Here is a 15196-nt window from a genome sequence, read left to right on the forward strand (position 1 = left end):
TGCCGCGCAGGGCGTCATTCCTTGGTGGCGCCGGCGAGCATCCCGCTGACCAGGAAGCGCTGCGCGAACAGGAAGACCACCAGGACGGGGGTGATGGCCACCAGCGTCGCGAGCGCCAGTTGCGGACGCTCGATCGCGAGCGAGCCGACGGTCGGGTTGAACGACGGAACGCTGCTGAGGAGGTTGCCGACGCCCACCTGGATGGGCATCTGGTCGCTCGCGGGGAGCATCACGTACGGCAGGAAGTAGTTGGTCCAGTTGGCGACGAAGCTGAAGAAGCCGACGAGCGCGATCACCGGGGTCGCCAGCGGCAACGCCACCAGGCGGAAGACCTCGAACTCCGAGCAGCCGTCCATCCGCGCGGCCGCCAGCAGATCCTTCGGTACGGCGGTCGTGAAGTAGATGTACGTCAGGTACACCCCGAACGGGTAGAACGAGTACGGCAGGATGATCGACCACATCGTGCCGATCAGACCGACCGCGTTGATCTCCAGGAACAGCGGGACCACCAGCGTGGCGTTCGGCATGAGCATCACGACGAGCGTGGAGAGCAGCAGGGTGCGCCTGCCCCGGAACTCGGTCATCGCCAGCGCGTATCCCGCGGGGACGGCCACGCAGAGCGTGATGACCAGCGAGATCACCGCGTAGAGCGCGGAGTTGCGCAGCCAGAGCAGAACGGCGTTGTCCTGGAAGGCCGTCAGCGCGTCCCAGTTGGCCTTGAGCGTGTGCCAGGAGCCGACGGAGAGCGGGTGACCGTGAACCAGTTGCTGGTCGGTCTTGGTCGCCGCGAGGACGAGCCACAGCACCGGCAGGACGAAGAACACCACGAACACGGCCAGGACGGAGCCGGCCAGCAACCGGGACGGCAGGTGGCGTGCGGGCCGACGCCGCTGCCCGGTGGCACGGTGTGGGGTCGGGCTCATGGCGCTGTGCTCCCGTTCCGTGCGGGGTCGGGCGACGGGGCCGGTGAAGGTCTCAGTCGGCATCGAAGAATCCAGACCGTGCGACGAACAGGGCGGCGGCCGACACACTGACGACCAGGAGCTCCACCGAGACCGCGGCGGCGCCGTTGACGTTGTTCATCTGGAAGGCGAAGTCGTACGTCAGCTGGTTGAGCGAGTAGTCGCGTCCGGCCACGCCCACGCTGGCGAGCGAGAGCAGCTGCGGCTCGACGAAGAGCTGTGCGCCGCCCGCGAAGGCCAGGATGACCATGTACACGATCCACTTGCGGAGCATGGGGATCTGGACGTGCCAGGCGGTCTGCCAGGCCCCGGCGCCGTCGATGTGCGCGGCTTCCATCACGTCCCTGGGGATGTTGTTGAGCGCGCCGTACATGACGACGATCCAGCCGCCCGCCCCGGTCCAGAACGCGATGACAGTGAACAGCAGGGCCAGGTTTCCGGGGGCGATGACCTCGCCGAAGGTGTCGAACCCCAGCAGGGCCAGCAGTGAACTGACCGGACTCACCGTCGGGTCGAGCATGAACAGCCACACCAGCACGCTCGCGGCCCCGGCGAGTGCTCCGGGGATGTAGTAGAGGAACCGGAGTGCCTGGCCGGCCGGGCCGGAGGCCATACGGTGCAGCAGCAGTGCGAGGCCGACCACGAACACCACCAGCGAGACGAGCCAGAGGACGAGGTACACCGCGACGTGGCCGACGGCGTCGGCGAAGCGGAAGTCCTGGGCCGTGGTGAGGAAGTTGGTGAAGCCGGTGAACCGCCCGCCGGCGTCGGTGAACGCGAAGTAGACGGCGTACCCGGTGGGTAGGATGCCGAAGGCGATCAGCAGCAGCACATAGGCGGCGACGAAGGCCATGCCGGCCCGGCTCTGCCCGAGGGCGCCGCGCCGGCGCCCTCGGGCTCCGGCCGCTATGGTGCGGGTGAGGGTCACTCGGAGACCTTGTATCCGTTGGACTTGGCGTACTTGACGATGGAGTCCTGCCAGGCCGGCAACATCGAGACGATGCTCTTGCCCTGGGTCAGGCCCGGCTTGACCGTGGCGGCCCAGATCGCCTCCTGGCTGAACTGGCCCGAGCCCCAGCCCGGCCACACCTGGGAGGAGGCGGACGCCAGGGCGCCGAGGTCGGTGGCGTAGTACCCGGAGGAGTCCTGGCCCTTGAGCCAGGTCTCGGCCGCCGGCGCGTAGGCCGGGAAGCCGGGTGCCTTCTCGCCCTGGTAGGCGTTGTCGGTGGTGACCCACTTCAGGAAGTCGGTGGCCGCCTTGATGTGGGCGGAGTGCTGTGACAGCAGCCAGGTGCCGCCGCCGACGTTGCCCGTGGACGGCGAGGAGTCACCCTGCCACTGGGGGATGGGCGCCGCCGCGATCTGTCCCGCCGGTGTCTTCAGGCCGTCCTTGAACACCGCGCCGCCGAACCAGGCCGGGCCGGGCATCAGCAGGACCTTGTCGGCCTTGTTCTTGGCGAAGTCGGTGCTGAACACCCCGGTGACGGACATGGACTTGTTCCTGATCAGGACGTCCATGAGCTTCGCCATCTTGGTGCAGTTCTCACTGGTGGTGTTCACCGACACGGACTTGGGGCCCGTGATGTCGTTCGCACCGCACTTGCTCGCCCACAGGTAGATCTCGGGGGTGAAGGAGTCCCCTGCGTCGCCGACCAGGTAGCCCGGGTGGTCCTTGGCGACCTTCTTGCCGATCTCCTGGTACTCCTCCCAGGTCGTGGGGACGGCGTAGCCGAACTTCTTCAGCAGCGGCGCGTTGTACCAGAGCACCGCCTGGGAGAGGTCGTTGCGCAGGCAGTACAGGGTGCCCTTCACCGTGCAGACGTCGTTGGCACCCTTGGCGAACCGCCCCAGCGTCGACTGCGGTATCAGCCCCTTGTCGAGCGGCGCGGCGAAGCCCGCGTCGACGGCCCACGTCACCTCGTTGTTCTGGGAGCTGAAGACGACGTCGGGCCAGCCCTTGCCGGTGCGGTTGAACAGCTGCACCTTGGTCTGTAGGTAGTTCGAGCCGTTGGCGTTGCCGTCATAGCTGACGATGTCGAGCTTCACCTCGGGGTGCAGCTTCTGGTACAGCTTCGCGGCGTCCATGCGGGTCGCGTCCACCCAGACGGTCAACGCGCCGTCCTTCTGGGGCGCCTGGTTGAAGCCGTCCTCGGCGGTCGTGCCGGTGGTGCCTCCGCCGCCACAGGCGGTCACGGTCAGCACCACGGTGGCCGCGCAGCCGGCGAGCAGCGCCGAGCTTCTCTTGCCGAACACTCTTCCCCCGTCGGCTGAAGGCTTGTTGACAGTCATGAACGACTCCACTGGGTGTGCTGGCGCCCCGAATCGCTCGGGAGTGCGGCGCGTGCGAGAGGGCGACGCCGGGCAGTCCCGGTCCGGCGTCGGATGGGTGAGGACGGCTGTGCGGCTGCCGTCGCGGTAGAAATTAGCCGCCTTATCGAGGGCTGCGTCAAGGGGTTGAGTCGGCATTCTTGTGGTGAATGTGCAGCAGTGATCGTGAAGGTAATCCTCACGAATGCCTGTAAATAGGGACATTGAGGGCGCGATAGATGGCTCATCGTGAGCCTCTTGGGCTTGATAAGTACGACTCATCGAACTTCTGGTGTACGATGAGCGAGGCTCCACAGCGGTCAGCCGCACTCCTCGCCGTCACTCCCGGAGGCTGGACAGATGAACGACACGCCCGCGCTCGCGGCGGCCCCGCCTGTACAGGCATCTCCCGCCCCGACAGCCGCGGCGAAGGACTCGGACGGGCAGCGTGACTACCGTCCCGGTTACGAGGTCGTGGCCGAGCGCATCCTCGAGTTCATCGCCGAGGAGCGGCTGGTGCCGGGCGACCGGATGCCCACGGAGATCGATCTCGCCCAACGGCTGGAGACCAGCAGGGCCGTCGTCCGCGAGGCTGTGAAGATCCTTTCGGCTCTGGGCCGTGTGCGGGCGCACAAGGGCCGCGGACTGTTCGTCGCGGACGACGAGGGCATGCTCAGCACCAGTCGCTGGGGCGGCTTCTTCCGGCCGGTCGACCTCGACCACGTCCTGATGCTGTTCGAATTCCGCAGGGTCCAGGAGATGTCCGCCAGCAGCCTCGCGGCCACCCGCGCCACGCCCGCCGAACTGCGTGCGATCGAACTCGCCATGCAGGAAGGCCGACAGGGGTTCCTCGACGGCCAGGTCGACGTCTTCAACAAGGCGGACGAGGACTTCCACGCGGCAGTGGCCGCTGCCTCGCACAACACCTTCCTGGTCAACGCCGTACGCGATGCCCGGCGACTGCAGCGGCAGTCCAGCGCGATCGGGATCCACGACTCCTTCGGGGAGAACACGCGGTCCGCCGTCGAGGAGCACGAGGCGATCTACCGGGCGATTCGTGACGGCCTGCCCGACGAGGCGGCCCGGGCCACGGCCGCCCACCTCGACAGGACGCTGGAGGACTACCGGCGGGAGATCCAGCGGCGCGTGTTCGGGTGATCGGTGGCGAAGCCGCGCCTCTCGTCCGACGCACGCACGGCTGAGCCCGAAAGGTCACCCCTCGGCAGAGCGGACCGGGCTCAGTGGCTGCGGGGCGCGTACATGATCACGGCCATCCCCGCGAGGCAGACCAGGGCCCCGATGACGTCGTACCGGTCGGGGCGGTAGCCGTCGGCGATCATGCCCCAGGCGAGGGACCCGGCTACGAAGACCCCGCCGTACGCGGCGAGGACGCGTCCGAAGTTGTCGTCGGTCTGCCAGGTGGCCACCACCCCGTACAGGCCGAGGGCGATGACGCCGGCGCCGATCCAGATCCAGCCCTTGTGCTCGCGGATGCCCTGCCACACCAGCCAGGCGCCACCGATCTCGAAGAGGGCGGCGACGGCGAACAGGGCGAAGGAGCGAGCGACGGTCATACCGCGGGACCCTACCGGCGACCCGCGCCGCCGATCTTCAGCGGGGCGCCGGACGCCGCCGATGCTCAGCGGGGCGCCGCACGCCGTGCAGCCGCACCCGTCCTCACCGGTGACGGGCCGGCGACGCGGCGGTCGTGGCGACCGGGGTGCGAGCGCCGAGGGGGTCGCCGGGAGCGGTCGGGAGCGGGCCCCGGCGGTGAGGGACCCGTGCGGTGCGCTCCGTGGGTGGGGTGGTGCGCGCCGGGCGGAGCAGCACGACGGCGTCGAGGCCCCCGCGCGGGGCCGCTTCCAGGGTGATGCGGCCGCCGCTCGCCAGGGTGAGTTGTTCGACGATGGGCAGGCCGAGGCCGGTGCCGTCGTGGTGGGCGTCGGAGGCACGCCAGAAGCGGTCGAACGCGCGGCTGCGTTCGGCCTCGCTCATGCCGGGCCCCTGGTCGATGACATGCAGTTCGACGCCCTCGGGCCCGGGGCGGGTGGCCAGGGTGATCGTGGTGCCGGGCGGCGAGACGCGCAGTGCGTTGGCGAGCAGGTTGTCGATGATCTGTTCGGGTGCTCCGGGGATCGCCCAGACGTGGCCGGCCGGGTGGCCGGTGGTGATGATGTGGACGCGGTGTTCGGCGGCGAACGCGGTCCAGGTGGCGGCCCGGTCGGCGATGACGGCGTCGAGGTCGGTGGTCTCCGGGGTGGTGGCGGTGGATTCCAGGCGTGCGAGGGAGAGAAGACCTTGGATCATGCGGGCGAGTCGTTCGGTTTCGTCGATGGCCTCGTCCAGGCTGTCGTGGACGGCGGGGTCGAGGTGGGGCTCGAAGTTCTCCAGCCGGATCCGCAGAGCGGTCAGGGGTGTCTTGAGCTGGTGGGAGGCTTCTGCGGCGAAGGCGCGCTGGGAGGCCAGGAGATGCTGCAGACGGGTGGCCGTGTGGGTGAACGAGGCTGCCAGGCGGCGGAGTTCGGGCGGGCCCAGGTGGGTTGCGGGCGGGTCGGTCAGCGTGCCGTCGGCGAGCTGGGTGGTGGCCCGTTCGAGAGCGTGGACGGGCCGGATGATCCAGCGGGCCAGCGCCAGGGCGATCAGGGTCGCGACCGCCAGCACGCCCAGGCCGGTCAGGGCGAGCGTGAGACAGATGTCGCGGACCCGCCCGGCCAGGACGTCGGTGGGGTGACTGAGCCGCAGGGCACCGCGGATGGTCTCACCGGAGGCGCCGGGGACGGTGACATAGCGGGTCTCGGTGCCACTGTCCGGGTCGGGCGCGGTGCCGACGGTGGTCCGGTTGCGCAGGGCGGTGGCGATGTCCGGCCGCGCGGACAGATCGGTGCCGACGGGGGTGAGGGAGGCGGAGTCGGTCAGGACGGCGCCGGTGCGGTCCACGATGACCACCCGGGCCCCGGTCCGCTCCGCGTAGTCGGCGGCCAGCTCGGGCAGTTCGTCGGTGTCGTTCTCCTCGATGCGTTCCTCGGCGAGTTCGGCGAGCATTCCCGCGTCCCGCTCGATGCCGTTGGACAGGCGGGACGTCTCGGCGCGTACGAACAGCAGGCCGAAGGGGATCTCCAGGCCCAGCAGGACGAGCAGCACCAGACCGAGATATCCGGCCAGCAGGCGCCGGGTCATGTCAGGACCTCCCGGCACGCACTGCCGGGCGGCGTCGAGGCGTCCGGGACATGGAGGCGGAAGCCGACCCGGCGCACGGTCTCGATCCAGGCAGGATCGCCCAGCTTCCGGCGCAGGGCGGCCACATGCACGTCCAGCGTCTTGGTGGGGCCGAAGAAGTGCGGGTCCCACACCTGGTCGACGATCTGCTGGCGTGAGCAGACCGCCCCCGGGTCCAGGGCGAGATGGGCCAGCAGGTCGAATTCCTTCGGTGCCAGGGCGATGGGAGCCTCCTGGAGGTGGACCTGGCGGGTGCGGCGGTCGATGACCAGCGGCCCCACCGCCTGCGGTGCGTCCGCGGGCCGGGAGTCCGTGCCACCGGGCGGCTCACCGGGCCGACCCGCTTCGGCCGCCCCGCCGGTACCGTCGGCACCCGTCGCGGTCCGGGGGCGGGCCCGGCGGGTGACCGCCCGGATGCGGGCGACCAGCTCGCGGACGCCGAACGGCTTGGCCATGTAGTCGTCCGCGCCCAGTTCCAGGCCCAGCACCCGGTCGACCTCCTCGCCCCGGGCCGTGATCATGATGATGGGTACGTCCGAGCGCAGGCGCAGGGCCCGGCACACGTCGATGCCGTCCATGTCCGGCAGGCCCAGGTCGAGCAGCACCATCTCCGGCTCGGCCGCGACCAGCGCCGCCGAGCCGGTGCGTGCCCGCTCGACGGTGTACCCGTAGCGGGCCAGGCCCTCGGCCAGCGGACCGGCGATCCGTTCGTCGTCTTCGATGAGCAGCACCCGCATGGCGTCCGGCTCACACCCCCACCGCTCCGCAGTCATGATCACACCAACCCGTCCCGTCTTCCGGACAGCCCTTGGTACGCGTCCGGGGAGAGGCCCGCTCAACGACGGGCGGGCCGGACCCGTCCGCCGCAGACTTCCGCGTCACCGCGTCACCGCGTCACCGCGTCGGCGCGCCCGGCCCTGACCCACCGGCAGGGTCAGCCCTCGTCCCCGTCCTCGTCCGCGCCCTCGTCCTTGGTCTTGACGACCTCGTACGTCTTCGGGTCCAGGTAGACCTCCACCTCGCTGCCGTCGGCCTTCTTGATCTCCACCGCGTACAGGCCCGGATTCTCGGCGTCCTCCTCGGACTTGACCACCGTGCCGGGGAAGGCGGCCAGCGCCGCGGCCTCGGCCTTCTGCTTGGCCTCCCCGGACAGAGGGGTCTCGACCTCGTCCCCGCCCTCCTCCTGCTCGGCCTGCGCATCGCCCCCTGCGGCCTGGGTGTCGCTGCCGGCCTGGCCGGCGGCCGCGCTGTTGGAGGTCGTGGCGGAATCGCCGGAGTCCGAGCCGCCGCAGGCGACCAGCCCCACCATCAGGGCGGCGACGGAAACGGCGGTGGCCAGGGCACGCCGGGAAGCGTTCATGACGGGGTTCTCCAGAGGAGTCGGGGACGTCGTACGGCAAGGACAGCGGCGGAAGACCGCGGGTCCCGGCCGATTCGGGGACGTCAACGACCCTAGGAACAGGCAGGCAAGCAGGAGGCCAGAGAGCGGCCAGGAAACCGACAGGAAACGACCAACCTTCAAGGGCCGGTGATGCGGAATGATCGATGCATGCTGATCGAACTGGTGAAGGTCGCGACGTTTCCGGGCACGCCGTTGCTGGCCCAGGTCCGAACCGGTTTCGGGCACACCGGAGTTCGCTGGTGTGGGGACCGGGCAGCGGAACCCGGCGCGTACCACGTCGAGTGGAGCATCGACGAGGACATCGTCTGGGGGCGGAACGCCAAGCCGGCCGCCGGTGTCGGTCCCGGGCTCCGGACCGGCGGGCACTGCGTCGTGTTACGAGGGCGGTTGATGCTCAAGGAGGACGGTGCCGCTCTGCTGGACCTGGACGGCTCCACGGTGTTGTTGGACCTCGTCGAGCCGCTGCCCGACGGTGTTGCCGGTTCCTGGGTCGAACTCTTCATCGACCGCAACAACGTCGCGCTCCACCCCTACGAACTCTGACGACAGGTCGGTTTCCGGCTGGGTGAGCTTCGGAAGGTCACCGCACCCGCTCGATCCATTCCCGTACGGCGGGAGCGGTCTCCATGCGGGAGGCGATGTCCGTTTTCGCTGCCGCGTCCAGGGTCTCCGACAGCGCGTGGAACGTGGCGGGCAGCACGTCGAGCAGGCTCAACACCTCCTCGCCGGTGCGGACCGTGAGCAACAGCCGGCACCTCCATTGCGGTGACACCTCCGGCCGGTGAGAGAGCCGATGCTCCATCATCGGGAACAGGTAGTGCACCGCCGCGGCCCCGGTGTGTTCCCGCAGCCAGTCGACCGGCAGTCGCTGGCTGAACTCCGCCCGCGCCGCTTCCTCTTCCAGCAGCAGGAGCCGCTCGGTGTCGATGGCCCGGATCGTCCGTGGTAGCGCTGCTGTCATGCCGGGATCATGCCATCGGGTACGGCGTCGGGGTCGCCTTGCCCCGGTGGCCGGGACCACGGTTGTCACCGGCCGTGCTGCCCTCACGTCGAGTCACGGACGACCAGGTGCGCGCCCAGGGTCACCTTGCGCTCGGGAACGGCGACACCGTGGAGCTGGGCGAGCAGGAGGCGGGCGGCGCGGCGGCCCATGTCCTCGACGGGCCGATGGACCGCGGTGAGTCGAGGTTCGGTCTCCGGGCTCTCCCCGTGGTCGCGGAAGCCGATGAGCGCGACGTCGTCCGGAACCTTGAGTCCCGCGGCACCCAGGGCAGCCAGCGCACCGGCCGAGATCGCGTCGCCGGTGGCGAACACGGCGTCGATGTCCCCGCCGCGAGCCAGGAGTTCCCGCATCGCGGCGGCTCCGGAGTCCCGGGTGAGGCCGCCGTGGGCAATCTCGGCATGCGCATGGCCCGCTTCGGCCAGGACGGCGTCGAAGCCTCTTCGGCGGACCGTGTCGGCCCGCAGACCCAAGGGTCCCGTGATGACGGCGAAGTCTCTGCGGCCACGCCGCAGCAGGTGCTCGGCAGCGCACCGGCCCCCGCCCTCGTCGTCGAAGCCCACCGAGTACCGGGCTGCGGAGTCGGCCGGCGCCGCGATCGCCACGGTGGGAACGCCCACCGCTTCCAGCCGACCGGGCAGCGGGTCGTCACCGCGCGGCGAGGCAAGGAGGACACCGTCGATGTGACCCGCCGTGAGAAAGGTCCCGAGTCGCGCGTGCTCCCGCTCGGACCGGGCGACGGCCGACAGCAGCTGGATCCCGCCTGCGGCCAGTTCGGCCGTGGCCCCTTGCACCAGCAGTGCGGAGAACGGGTCCTCCCAGGACCGGAGGCCCTCCGTCGACGACACCACGAACGCACAGGTGTCGGTGCGCCGCCGGACCAGGGCGCGGGCGGCCTGGTTGGGTACGTAGCCCAGCTCACGGACGGCCTCCATGACGGCGGTGCGGGCGGCCGGGCTGACGTTGCCGGAGCCGTTGATCACGCGCGAGGCCGTTCCTCTGCCGACTCCGGCGAGTGTGGCGACCGACTCCAGGGTCGGCCTGCGTAGTGGCTGGGTCTGCGGGTCTTCGATCACGAGCCGATCCGTACTGGGTTGACCAAGGGTGCGTGGTGTGGGGGGCATGACGTAGGTCAGGGGGAGAGGTCACCGTCACGGCGGACCCTCATCGCAGACGGGACTTCCACTCGCCGTCGACGCGGTTCTGCACCGAGGCGATCACCCGGAAGGACTCCCGCAGATGGCGGCGGGTGAGCGTGTCCAGTTCCTTGGGAGCGATCCAGGTCGACGCGGTGCCGCCGCCGCGGATGGCGGCGACCTCTCGCTCGATGGCAAGCTCGTAGATGTCGGTGAACGCACCGATCAGGGTCTCGGCCTCTTCGTCGGTCAGCATGCCGTTCGCGGCACCGCGGCGCAGCCGGTCGGGCGTGGTGCCGTGGACGTCGCCGCTGACCATGGCGAGCCAGCGGGCCAGTGACGTGACGGGTCGAAGCCCGCCGGCCTTCAGGTCGAGTCCGCCGCGGTGCTCCCCCGAGGACTCGACGACGAAGTCGCGCACGAACCCGGTGGGAGGCTTTGTGGCGAGGGTGAAGCGCAGCAGGGCACTGAGGAACTCGGTGCTGCGGGTGGTCCGGCGGATCGTGTCCGTGACGCTGCGGCCGAGCGTGATGGCGGTGATCGGCCGGCTGTCGGCGACCATGGAGGAGAGCAGGAGCGCGCCCTCCTGGGTGGGATGGGTGATCCATCCCTGCGCGGCCTTGGTCCAGGAGGCGCGGGACCGGCTGAACAGCGGGTTGTCCGCGTTCGCGCCGTCCGGGCACCGCCGCAGTCCGCAGACTTCCATCGCGTCCAGGACCTTGGCCGCCTGCGCGCGGATGGCGGCGGACGAGGGCGGGTCCTCGGTGGGCAGGAGCAGGGTGTCCCACATCAGACCGGTGTCCACGTCCGAGCCCGGCAGTGGTTCGCGACGGGCCGAGGAGCCCAGCACCAGCCAGGACGTCCCACCCGCGACGGGAAAGGCGTCGGTGGCGGTCAGGGCCAGCAGACGGTGCAGTACGGCGTCGGTGACGGCGGCGAGGAGCGCGCCGATGTGGGCGGCGGGGACGTTGTTGTCGTGCAGTTCGACTGCGGTGGCGGGGATGAGGGAACACGCCTCGGCGAGTTCGGGGATGGTCGTCGCCGACTCGATCGCCGAACGGATGACGAGCGGATCGCGAACCTCCACCGACGCGAGGTCGATGGCTCGGACGACGCCGGCGGGGCGCCCGTTGTCGTCGGTGACGACGAGATGGTGGACGCCGGACTCCACCATCTGGACGAAGGCCGTGGCGAGCGGGGTCCGCGCGTCCACCATGACCACCGGACGCGTGGCGAGCTCACGGGCGGGTGCGCCGGTCGTGAGGAGCCCGGTGGCCACCTTCCTGCGGAAGTCCTGGTCGGTGATGATGCCCAGTCCCTCGTGCAGCCGTACGAGGGCGCAGGACTGGTCGGCGTCGCTGATGGCGACGGCCACGTCCCGGACCGGTGTGCTGTGGCTGCACCAGACGACGGGCCGCATGAACTGGCTGACCGGTGCCCGGCTCTGGCCGAGCAGACCGTCGCGGGTGAGCCGTTGCCGGGAGATCATGGTCCCGAAGTGGGCGAACCGCAGTCGTTCGGGCTGGGAGACCAGGGTCCTGGGGTCGGGGATGCGGTAGCAGAGCGTGTCCTCGGCGGCCCGGACCGACAGGGCCGGGGACAGTCCGGTCAGCACCGAGATGTGACCGAAGGTGTCGCCGGTGCCGAGCAGGTCGACGGTCCGGCCCCGGTCGAGGACCTCCACCGCGCCGCTGCGCACCACGTAGACGTGGTCCAGCGCCGGGGCGCCCTCGGCCACGATCATCGTGCCCTCGGAGAAGTACTCGACCTGGATGCTGCGTGCGAGTGCCGCCAGGTCCTTGGCGTCGAGATCGTCGAACGGGGCCTGGGCTCCGAGGAAATCGGTGAACTCCTGCATGGGGGTCTCTCAGGATCGGGCGCGCGTCAGAGGGTGGTGAGCCAGGTGTCGGACAGGGTGTAGCCGGCGGGGAACGGGTCGCTCGGGTCGTAGCCGACCTGGCACAGTTCGGTGATCCACGCCTGTCCCGTCACGCTCGGGACGACCGCCGGGACGTCGCCGACCCGGGTGAGTTCTTCGATCCTGCTGGAGAAGCGGGTGCCGATGACCGACTCGTGGACGAAGGTCTCCCCGGCCCTGATCTGGCCGCGCCGGTGCATGACGGCCAGCCGTGCGCTGGTCCCGGTGCCGCACGGGGATCGGTCGAGGCGGCCCGGCGAGACCACCACGGCGTTGCGTGAGGTGAGGACGTCGTCCTCATGGCGCAGGGGTCCCGCGAACTCGGTCTGGGTGATGCCGGCGTACTCCGGGTGCTCGGGGTGGACGGCCGGGAGCTGTTCGGCCGCTGCCTCCTTGATCTTCTGGCCGGTGACGCAGAGGTCGCGGCCCTCGTCCGGGGTGAGCCCGAAGCCGAGTGACGGCGCGTCGGCGATGACGTAGGCCATGCCGCCCCAGGCCACGTCGACGGTCAGGGTGCCCAGGCCGGGCACCTCCACCTTCGCGTCGAGGTGGTACACGAAGGCGGGCTGGTTGGTGAAGCGGACGCCGGTGACCTTGCCGTCCTTGCACGCGCAGCGCAGCCGGATGAGACCGGCCGGCGACTCCAGGACCACGTCGGTGTACGGCTCCCGCATGGGGAGCATGCCGGTCTCCAGCAGCACGGTCGCCGTACAGATGGTGTTGCTGCCCGACATGGCCGGATACTCGGTGGACTCGGCGATCACATAACCGAGTTGGGCCTCGGGGTGGTTGGACGGCAGCACGATGTTCGCGCTGTGCACGACGCCGCCTCGGGGTTCGAAGAGGAGCAGTTTGCGGATGTCGTCGAGGTGCTCCTCGAGGTAGCGCTTCTTGTCGAACATGGTCTCGCCCGGGACGTCGCCGACGCCCCCTGTGACGACCTTGCCGATCTCACCGGCGGCGTGGCATTCGACCACGTTCAGGACCTTGCTCCAGCGCATGGGGACTCCTCACGCGGCGCGGTGGCCGCGTCGTGCTTCGTTGGCGTTCGGGGAGGTGTGGAGGACGGTGAACGGGGTCCACCGGGTGGGACTCCAGGGGCGGGTCACCCGGGAGCCGGCGTGTAGAAGTGGCCGCGTTCGAGAACCGGGTCGAGGATGCCGTCGGAGATCTGGTCGACGGCCTCCTCCAGACGGGGCACGTCACGCTTCTGGCCGGGATAGCCGACGGCGGCCTTCACCTCGGGGACCATCAGCCAGGCGCCGGCGACGACGGCCGACAGCACGGCGAACACCGGCGGTTCCTCGGCGTGCAGGCGGCGCAGGGCGGCGTCGAGGAGGGCCGGGGGCAGGCCCTCCAGCGCGGCGACCGTCCCCGTGAGCAGGTCGAAGGAGTCCGCCCGGGCGTCCACGGCGCGGTGCAGCCAGACGTCGTACTCCGCGGCCCGGGTGGCGGCGGGGTCGGTGTCGGTCTCCGGGATCAGTACGTCGGCCACGGCGCGCAGGGTGGCCAGCTCCACGTCCGTGACCGGCCGTGGAGCCCGGAACCTCGCCGGGACGGACAGGCGCGGGGGCTGTGGTGAGGAGGTCGGAGGAGTCACAGCGTCACCTTCTGATCGGAGGCGGTGTCGGCGATGTTCTCGGCCACGCGGAGGGCGAGTGCCGCGATCGTGCAGGTCGGGTTCGCCGAGCCGCTCGTGACGAAGATGCTGCCGTCCGCGAGGAAGAGGTTCGGTACGTCGTGAGCGCGGCCGTGGGAGTCGACGACCGAGGTGGCCGGGTCGTTGCCCATGCGCGCCGTGCCGAGCAGGTGCCCCGGCTGGTCGACCCAGAGTTCGACGGCGAAGGTCCGCTCGGCCCCGGACGCCGCGTGGGCCTCCTCCATGCGGGCGACCGAGAACTTGAGGATCTTGCGGGTGTTCTCGCTGATCCGGTAGTTGATCTTCGGCGCGGGGATTCCGTGCGCGTCGGTCCGGTCGGGGGAGAGGGTGACCTGGTTGGCCTCGTCCGGCAGGTCCTCGGTGTTGGCGGCCCACAGGATGCCCCCGGCATGGGAGCGCGCCATGCGGTGGATCGCCGGACCCCACAACTCGTCGTACGGCAGCGAGCGTTGGGTCTCCAGGGCGGTGAGCGGCCCGGGGGTGGGCAGCGCGTGCATCTTGCTGCCCCGGACGAAGTCGTGCTTGGGGTTGGTGTCGTAGAACTCCATCGAGTGGATGAGCTGCCCGGCGGGTCCGCGCCAGCTCTCCAGGTCCTCGTCGTAGAAGCCCGTGACGGAGCAGTTGGGGTGCAGCATCAGGTTCTTGCCGACGAGGCCGGAGGAGTTGGCCAGGCCGTCGGGGTGCTGGGCGGAGGCGGAGAGCAGGAGCAGGCGCGGGGTGCCGATGCCGTTGGCGCAGACGACGACCGCGTGGGCGAGCTGTCGGTGTTCGACGCCTTCGCGGTCGATCCACAGGGCGCCCTCGGCGCGGCCGTCCTTGCCGGTGAGGATCCGGCTGACTCGGGCGCCGGTGACCAGGGTCGCCCCGGAGCGCAGGGCGTGCGGCCAGAAGGCGATGTCGGCGGAGGCCTTGGAGCTCTCCGGACAGCCCCACTCGCAGGTGCCCCAACGGGCGCACTGGGACAGCTCCTTGAACTTCTGGCTCGGGATCGCGTTGGTGCCCGGCCACCAGTGCCGGCCCAGCGCGTTCATGCCCGCGGCCGCCCGGCGGCCCGCCTTGCCCAGGGGGTGCGGGGGCAGCGGGTAGTCGAGTCCCTCCGGGTAGGCGGGATCGCCGCCGAGGCCGGAGACGCCGATGAACCGGTCCATCCGGTCGTAGTACGGGGCGAGGTCGGCGTAGGAGATGGGCCAGTCGTCGCACACGCCGTCGAGGCTGCGGACGGCGAAGTCGGACGGCAGCAGACGCGGCCACTCGGCGCCGTAGAAGAGGCTGGAGCCGCCGACCGCGTTGTACATGATCGGCGCCATGTCCGAGTCGGACAGGTCCAGCGGGTAGTCCGCCGGCAGGTTGCGGACGTTCGGGTCGTGGGCCCACTGGTTCTGGATCAGCAGCTCCCACTCGGGGTGGTTGACCGGGTAGTCCGTCGGGTTGACCCAGTCGCCCTGCTCCAGGCAGACCACGCGGAAACCGCGCGCGGCCAGCGTGTGCGCGATGACCCCGCCGGAGGGCCCGGAGCCGATGACGAGAACGTCGGCCACGTCGCTCGGTGCTGAGACCATGCGGTCCACTCCTCTTGTCGATTGTCGACTGTTTTC

Annotated in this window: 15 protein-coding genes; 2 read left to right on the forward strand and 13 right to left on the reverse strand. The window is 70.3% G+C overall.

The annotated features are described in order from the left end of the window. Positions 1-14: 14 nt before the first annotated feature. Genes SCAB_RS42635 through SCAB_RS42645 form a run of 3 tightly spaced genes read right to left on the reverse strand, consistent with a single transcriptional unit; the run spans position 15 to position 3251 of the window. Positions 15-923, reverse strand: coding sequence for a carbohydrate ABC transporter permease (locus SCAB_RS42635; protein ID WP_231885201.1), 909 nt, complete (start codon positions 921-923; stop codon positions 15-17). Positions 924-975: 52 nt separating this feature from the next. Then, positions 976-1890 (reverse strand): carbohydrate ABC transporter permease, encoded by a 915-nt coding sequence (locus SCAB_RS42640; RefSeq protein WP_013006286.1) that lies wholly within the window; start codon positions 1888-1890, stop codon positions 976-978. Then, a complete protein-coding gene (locus tag SCAB_RS42645) occupies positions 1887-3251 on the reverse strand; it encodes an ABC transporter substrate-binding protein (protein WP_037728998.1) in 1365 nt (454 codons plus the stop codon). Before SCAB_RS42645 ends, SCAB_RS42640 begins: the two co-directional genes overlap by 4 nt. Positions 3252-3629: 378 nt before the next feature. On the opposite strand from SCAB_RS42645, the gene SCAB_RS42650 reads away from it, so the two are divergent. Next, positions 3630-4427: a FadR/GntR family transcriptional regulator gene (locus SCAB_RS42650; RefSeq protein ID WP_013006288.1), complete on the forward strand. Its 798-nt coding sequence runs from the start codon at positions 3630-3632 to the stop codon at positions 4425-4427. 80 nt (positions 4428-4507) lie between these two features. On the opposite strand, the gene SCAB_RS42655 is transcribed toward SCAB_RS42650, so the two are convergent. The 4 genes from SCAB_RS42655 to SCAB_RS42670 form a co-directional block, all read right to left on the reverse strand. Continuing rightward, a complete protein-coding gene (locus tag SCAB_RS42655; RefSeq protein ID WP_013006289.1) occupies positions 4508-4843 on the reverse strand; it encodes a YnfA family protein in 336 nt (111 codons plus the stop codon). Positions 4844-4946: 103 nt separating this feature from the next. Further along, positions 4947-6446: a sensor histidine kinase gene (locus SCAB_RS42660; protein WP_013006290.1), complete on the reverse strand. Its 1500-nt coding sequence runs from the start codon at positions 6444-6446 to the stop codon at positions 4947-4949. Next, on the reverse strand, positions 6443-7222 hold the full coding sequence (locus tag SCAB_RS42665; protein WP_041670219.1) for a response regulator transcription factor: 780 nt from the start codon (positions 7220-7222) through the stop codon (positions 6443-6445). Before SCAB_RS42665 ends, SCAB_RS42660 begins: the two co-directional genes overlap by 4 nt. Before the next feature lie 197 nt (positions 7223-7419). Continuing rightward, positions 7420-7845, reverse strand: coding sequence for a PepSY domain-containing protein (locus tag SCAB_RS42670; RefSeq protein WP_231885202.1), 426 nt, complete (start codon positions 7843-7845; stop codon positions 7420-7422). A gap of 189 nt (positions 7846-8034) precedes the next feature. On the opposite strand from SCAB_RS42670, the gene SCAB_RS47605 reads away from it, so the two are divergent. Then, the gene (locus tag SCAB_RS47605) at positions 8035-8430 is read left to right on the forward strand and encodes a hypothetical protein (protein ID WP_013006293.1); all 396 of its coding nucleotides are present in this window, start codon (positions 8035-8037) and stop codon (positions 8428-8430) included. Between the two features lie 37 nt (positions 8431-8467). Here the strand turns inward: SCAB_RS47605 and SCAB_RS42680 are convergent, their stop codons facing one another. The 6 genes from SCAB_RS42680 to SCAB_RS42705 all read right to left on the reverse strand — a co-directional run bounded on the left by SCAB_RS42680 (position 8468) and on the right by SCAB_RS42705 (position 15160). Beyond that, positions 8468-8848, reverse strand: a complete 381-nt coding sequence (locus SCAB_RS42680; RefSeq protein ID WP_013006294.1) for a hypothetical protein — start codon at positions 8846-8848, stop codon at positions 8468-8470. 83 nt (positions 8849-8931) lie between these two features. Beyond that, the gene (locus tag SCAB_RS42685) at positions 8932-9963 is read right to left on the reverse strand and encodes a LacI family DNA-binding transcriptional regulator (RefSeq protein ID WP_013006295.1); all 1032 of its coding nucleotides are present in this window, start codon (positions 9961-9963) and stop codon (positions 8932-8934) included. Positions 9964-10051: 88 nt separating this feature from the next. Continuing rightward, positions 10052-11881 carry a putative nucleotidyltransferase substrate binding domain-containing protein gene (locus tag SCAB_RS42690; protein ID WP_013006296.1) on the reverse strand — a complete coding sequence of 610 codons (1830 nt, stop codon included), beginning with the start codon at positions 11879-11881 and terminating at the stop codon, positions 10052-10054. A 26-nt stretch (positions 11882-11907) separates the two neighbouring features. Then, positions 11908-12942, reverse strand: a complete 1035-nt coding sequence (locus SCAB_RS42695; RefSeq protein WP_013006297.1) for a proline racemase family protein — start codon at positions 12940-12942, stop codon at positions 11908-11910. A 104-nt stretch (positions 12943-13046) separates the two neighbouring features. Next, entirely contained in the window at positions 13047-13541 is a 495-nt protein-coding gene (locus SCAB_RS42700; protein ID WP_037729007.1) for a hypothetical protein, read from the reverse strand. Next, complete coding sequence (locus tag SCAB_RS42705; protein ID WP_037729009.1) at positions 13538-15160, reverse strand: GMC family oxidoreductase; 1623 nt, start codon at positions 15158-15160, stop codon at positions 13538-13540. The genes SCAB_RS42700 and SCAB_RS42705 overlap by 4 nt, the downstream gene beginning before the upstream one ends. Between the last annotated feature and the right edge of the window lie 36 nt (positions 15161-15196).

The organism is Streptomyces scabiei 87.22 (assembly GCF_000091305.1).
Lineage (GTDB): Bacteria > Actinomycetota > Actinomycetes > Streptomycetales > Streptomycetaceae > Streptomyces > Streptomyces scabiei.

What these genes read in the sequence shown, in the direction of transcription:
- SCAB_RS42695 (WP_013006297.1), bottom strand. Translation starts at nt 12,942, where the DNA reads ATGCGCTGGAGCAAGGTCCTGAACGTGGTCGAATGCCACGCCGCCGGT.
- SCAB_RS42650 (WP_013006288.1), top strand. Translation starts at nt 3,630, where the DNA reads ATGAACGACACGCCCGCGCTCGCGGCGGCCCCGCCTGTACAGGCATCT.
- SCAB_RS42690 (WP_013006296.1), bottom strand. Translation starts at nt 11,881, where the DNA reads ATGCAGGAGTTCACCGATTTCCTCGGAGCCCAGGCCCCGTTCGACGAT.
- SCAB_RS42670 (WP_231885202.1), bottom strand. Translation starts at nt 7,845, where the DNA reads ATGAACGCTTCCCGGCGTGCCCTGGCCACCGCCGTTTCCGTCGCCGCC.
- SCAB_RS42655 (WP_013006289.1), bottom strand. Translation starts at nt 4,843, where the DNA reads ATGACCGTCGCTCGCTCCTTCGCCCTGTTCGCCGTCGCCGCCCTCTTC.
- SCAB_RS42660 (WP_013006290.1), bottom strand. Translation starts at nt 6,446, where the DNA reads ATGACCCGGCGCCTGCTGGCCGGATATCTCGGTCTGGTGCTGCTCGTC.
- SCAB_RS42645 (WP_037728998.1), bottom strand. Translation starts at nt 3,251, where the DNA reads ATGACTGTCAACAAGCCTTCAGCCGACGGGGGAAGAGTGTTCGGCAAG.
- SCAB_RS42635 (WP_231885201.1), bottom strand. Translation starts at nt 923, where the DNA reads ATGAGCCCGACCCCACACCGTGCCACCGGGCAGCGGCGTCGGCCCGCA.
- SCAB_RS42665 (WP_041670219.1), bottom strand. Translation starts at nt 7,222, where the DNA reads ATGCGGGTGCTGCTCATCGAAGACGACGAACGGATCGCCGGTCCGCTG.
- SCAB_RS42680 (WP_013006294.1), bottom strand. Translation starts at nt 8,848, where the DNA reads ATGACAGCAGCGCTACCACGGACGATCCGGGCCATCGACACCGAGCGG.
- SCAB_RS42705 (WP_037729009.1), bottom strand. Translation starts at nt 15,160, where the DNA reads ATGGTCTCAGCACCGAGCGACGTGGCCGACGTTCTCGTCATCGGCTCC.
- SCAB_RS47605 (WP_013006293.1), top strand. Translation starts at nt 8,035, where the DNA reads ATGCTGATCGAACTGGTGAAGGTCGCGACGTTTCCGGGCACGCCGTTG.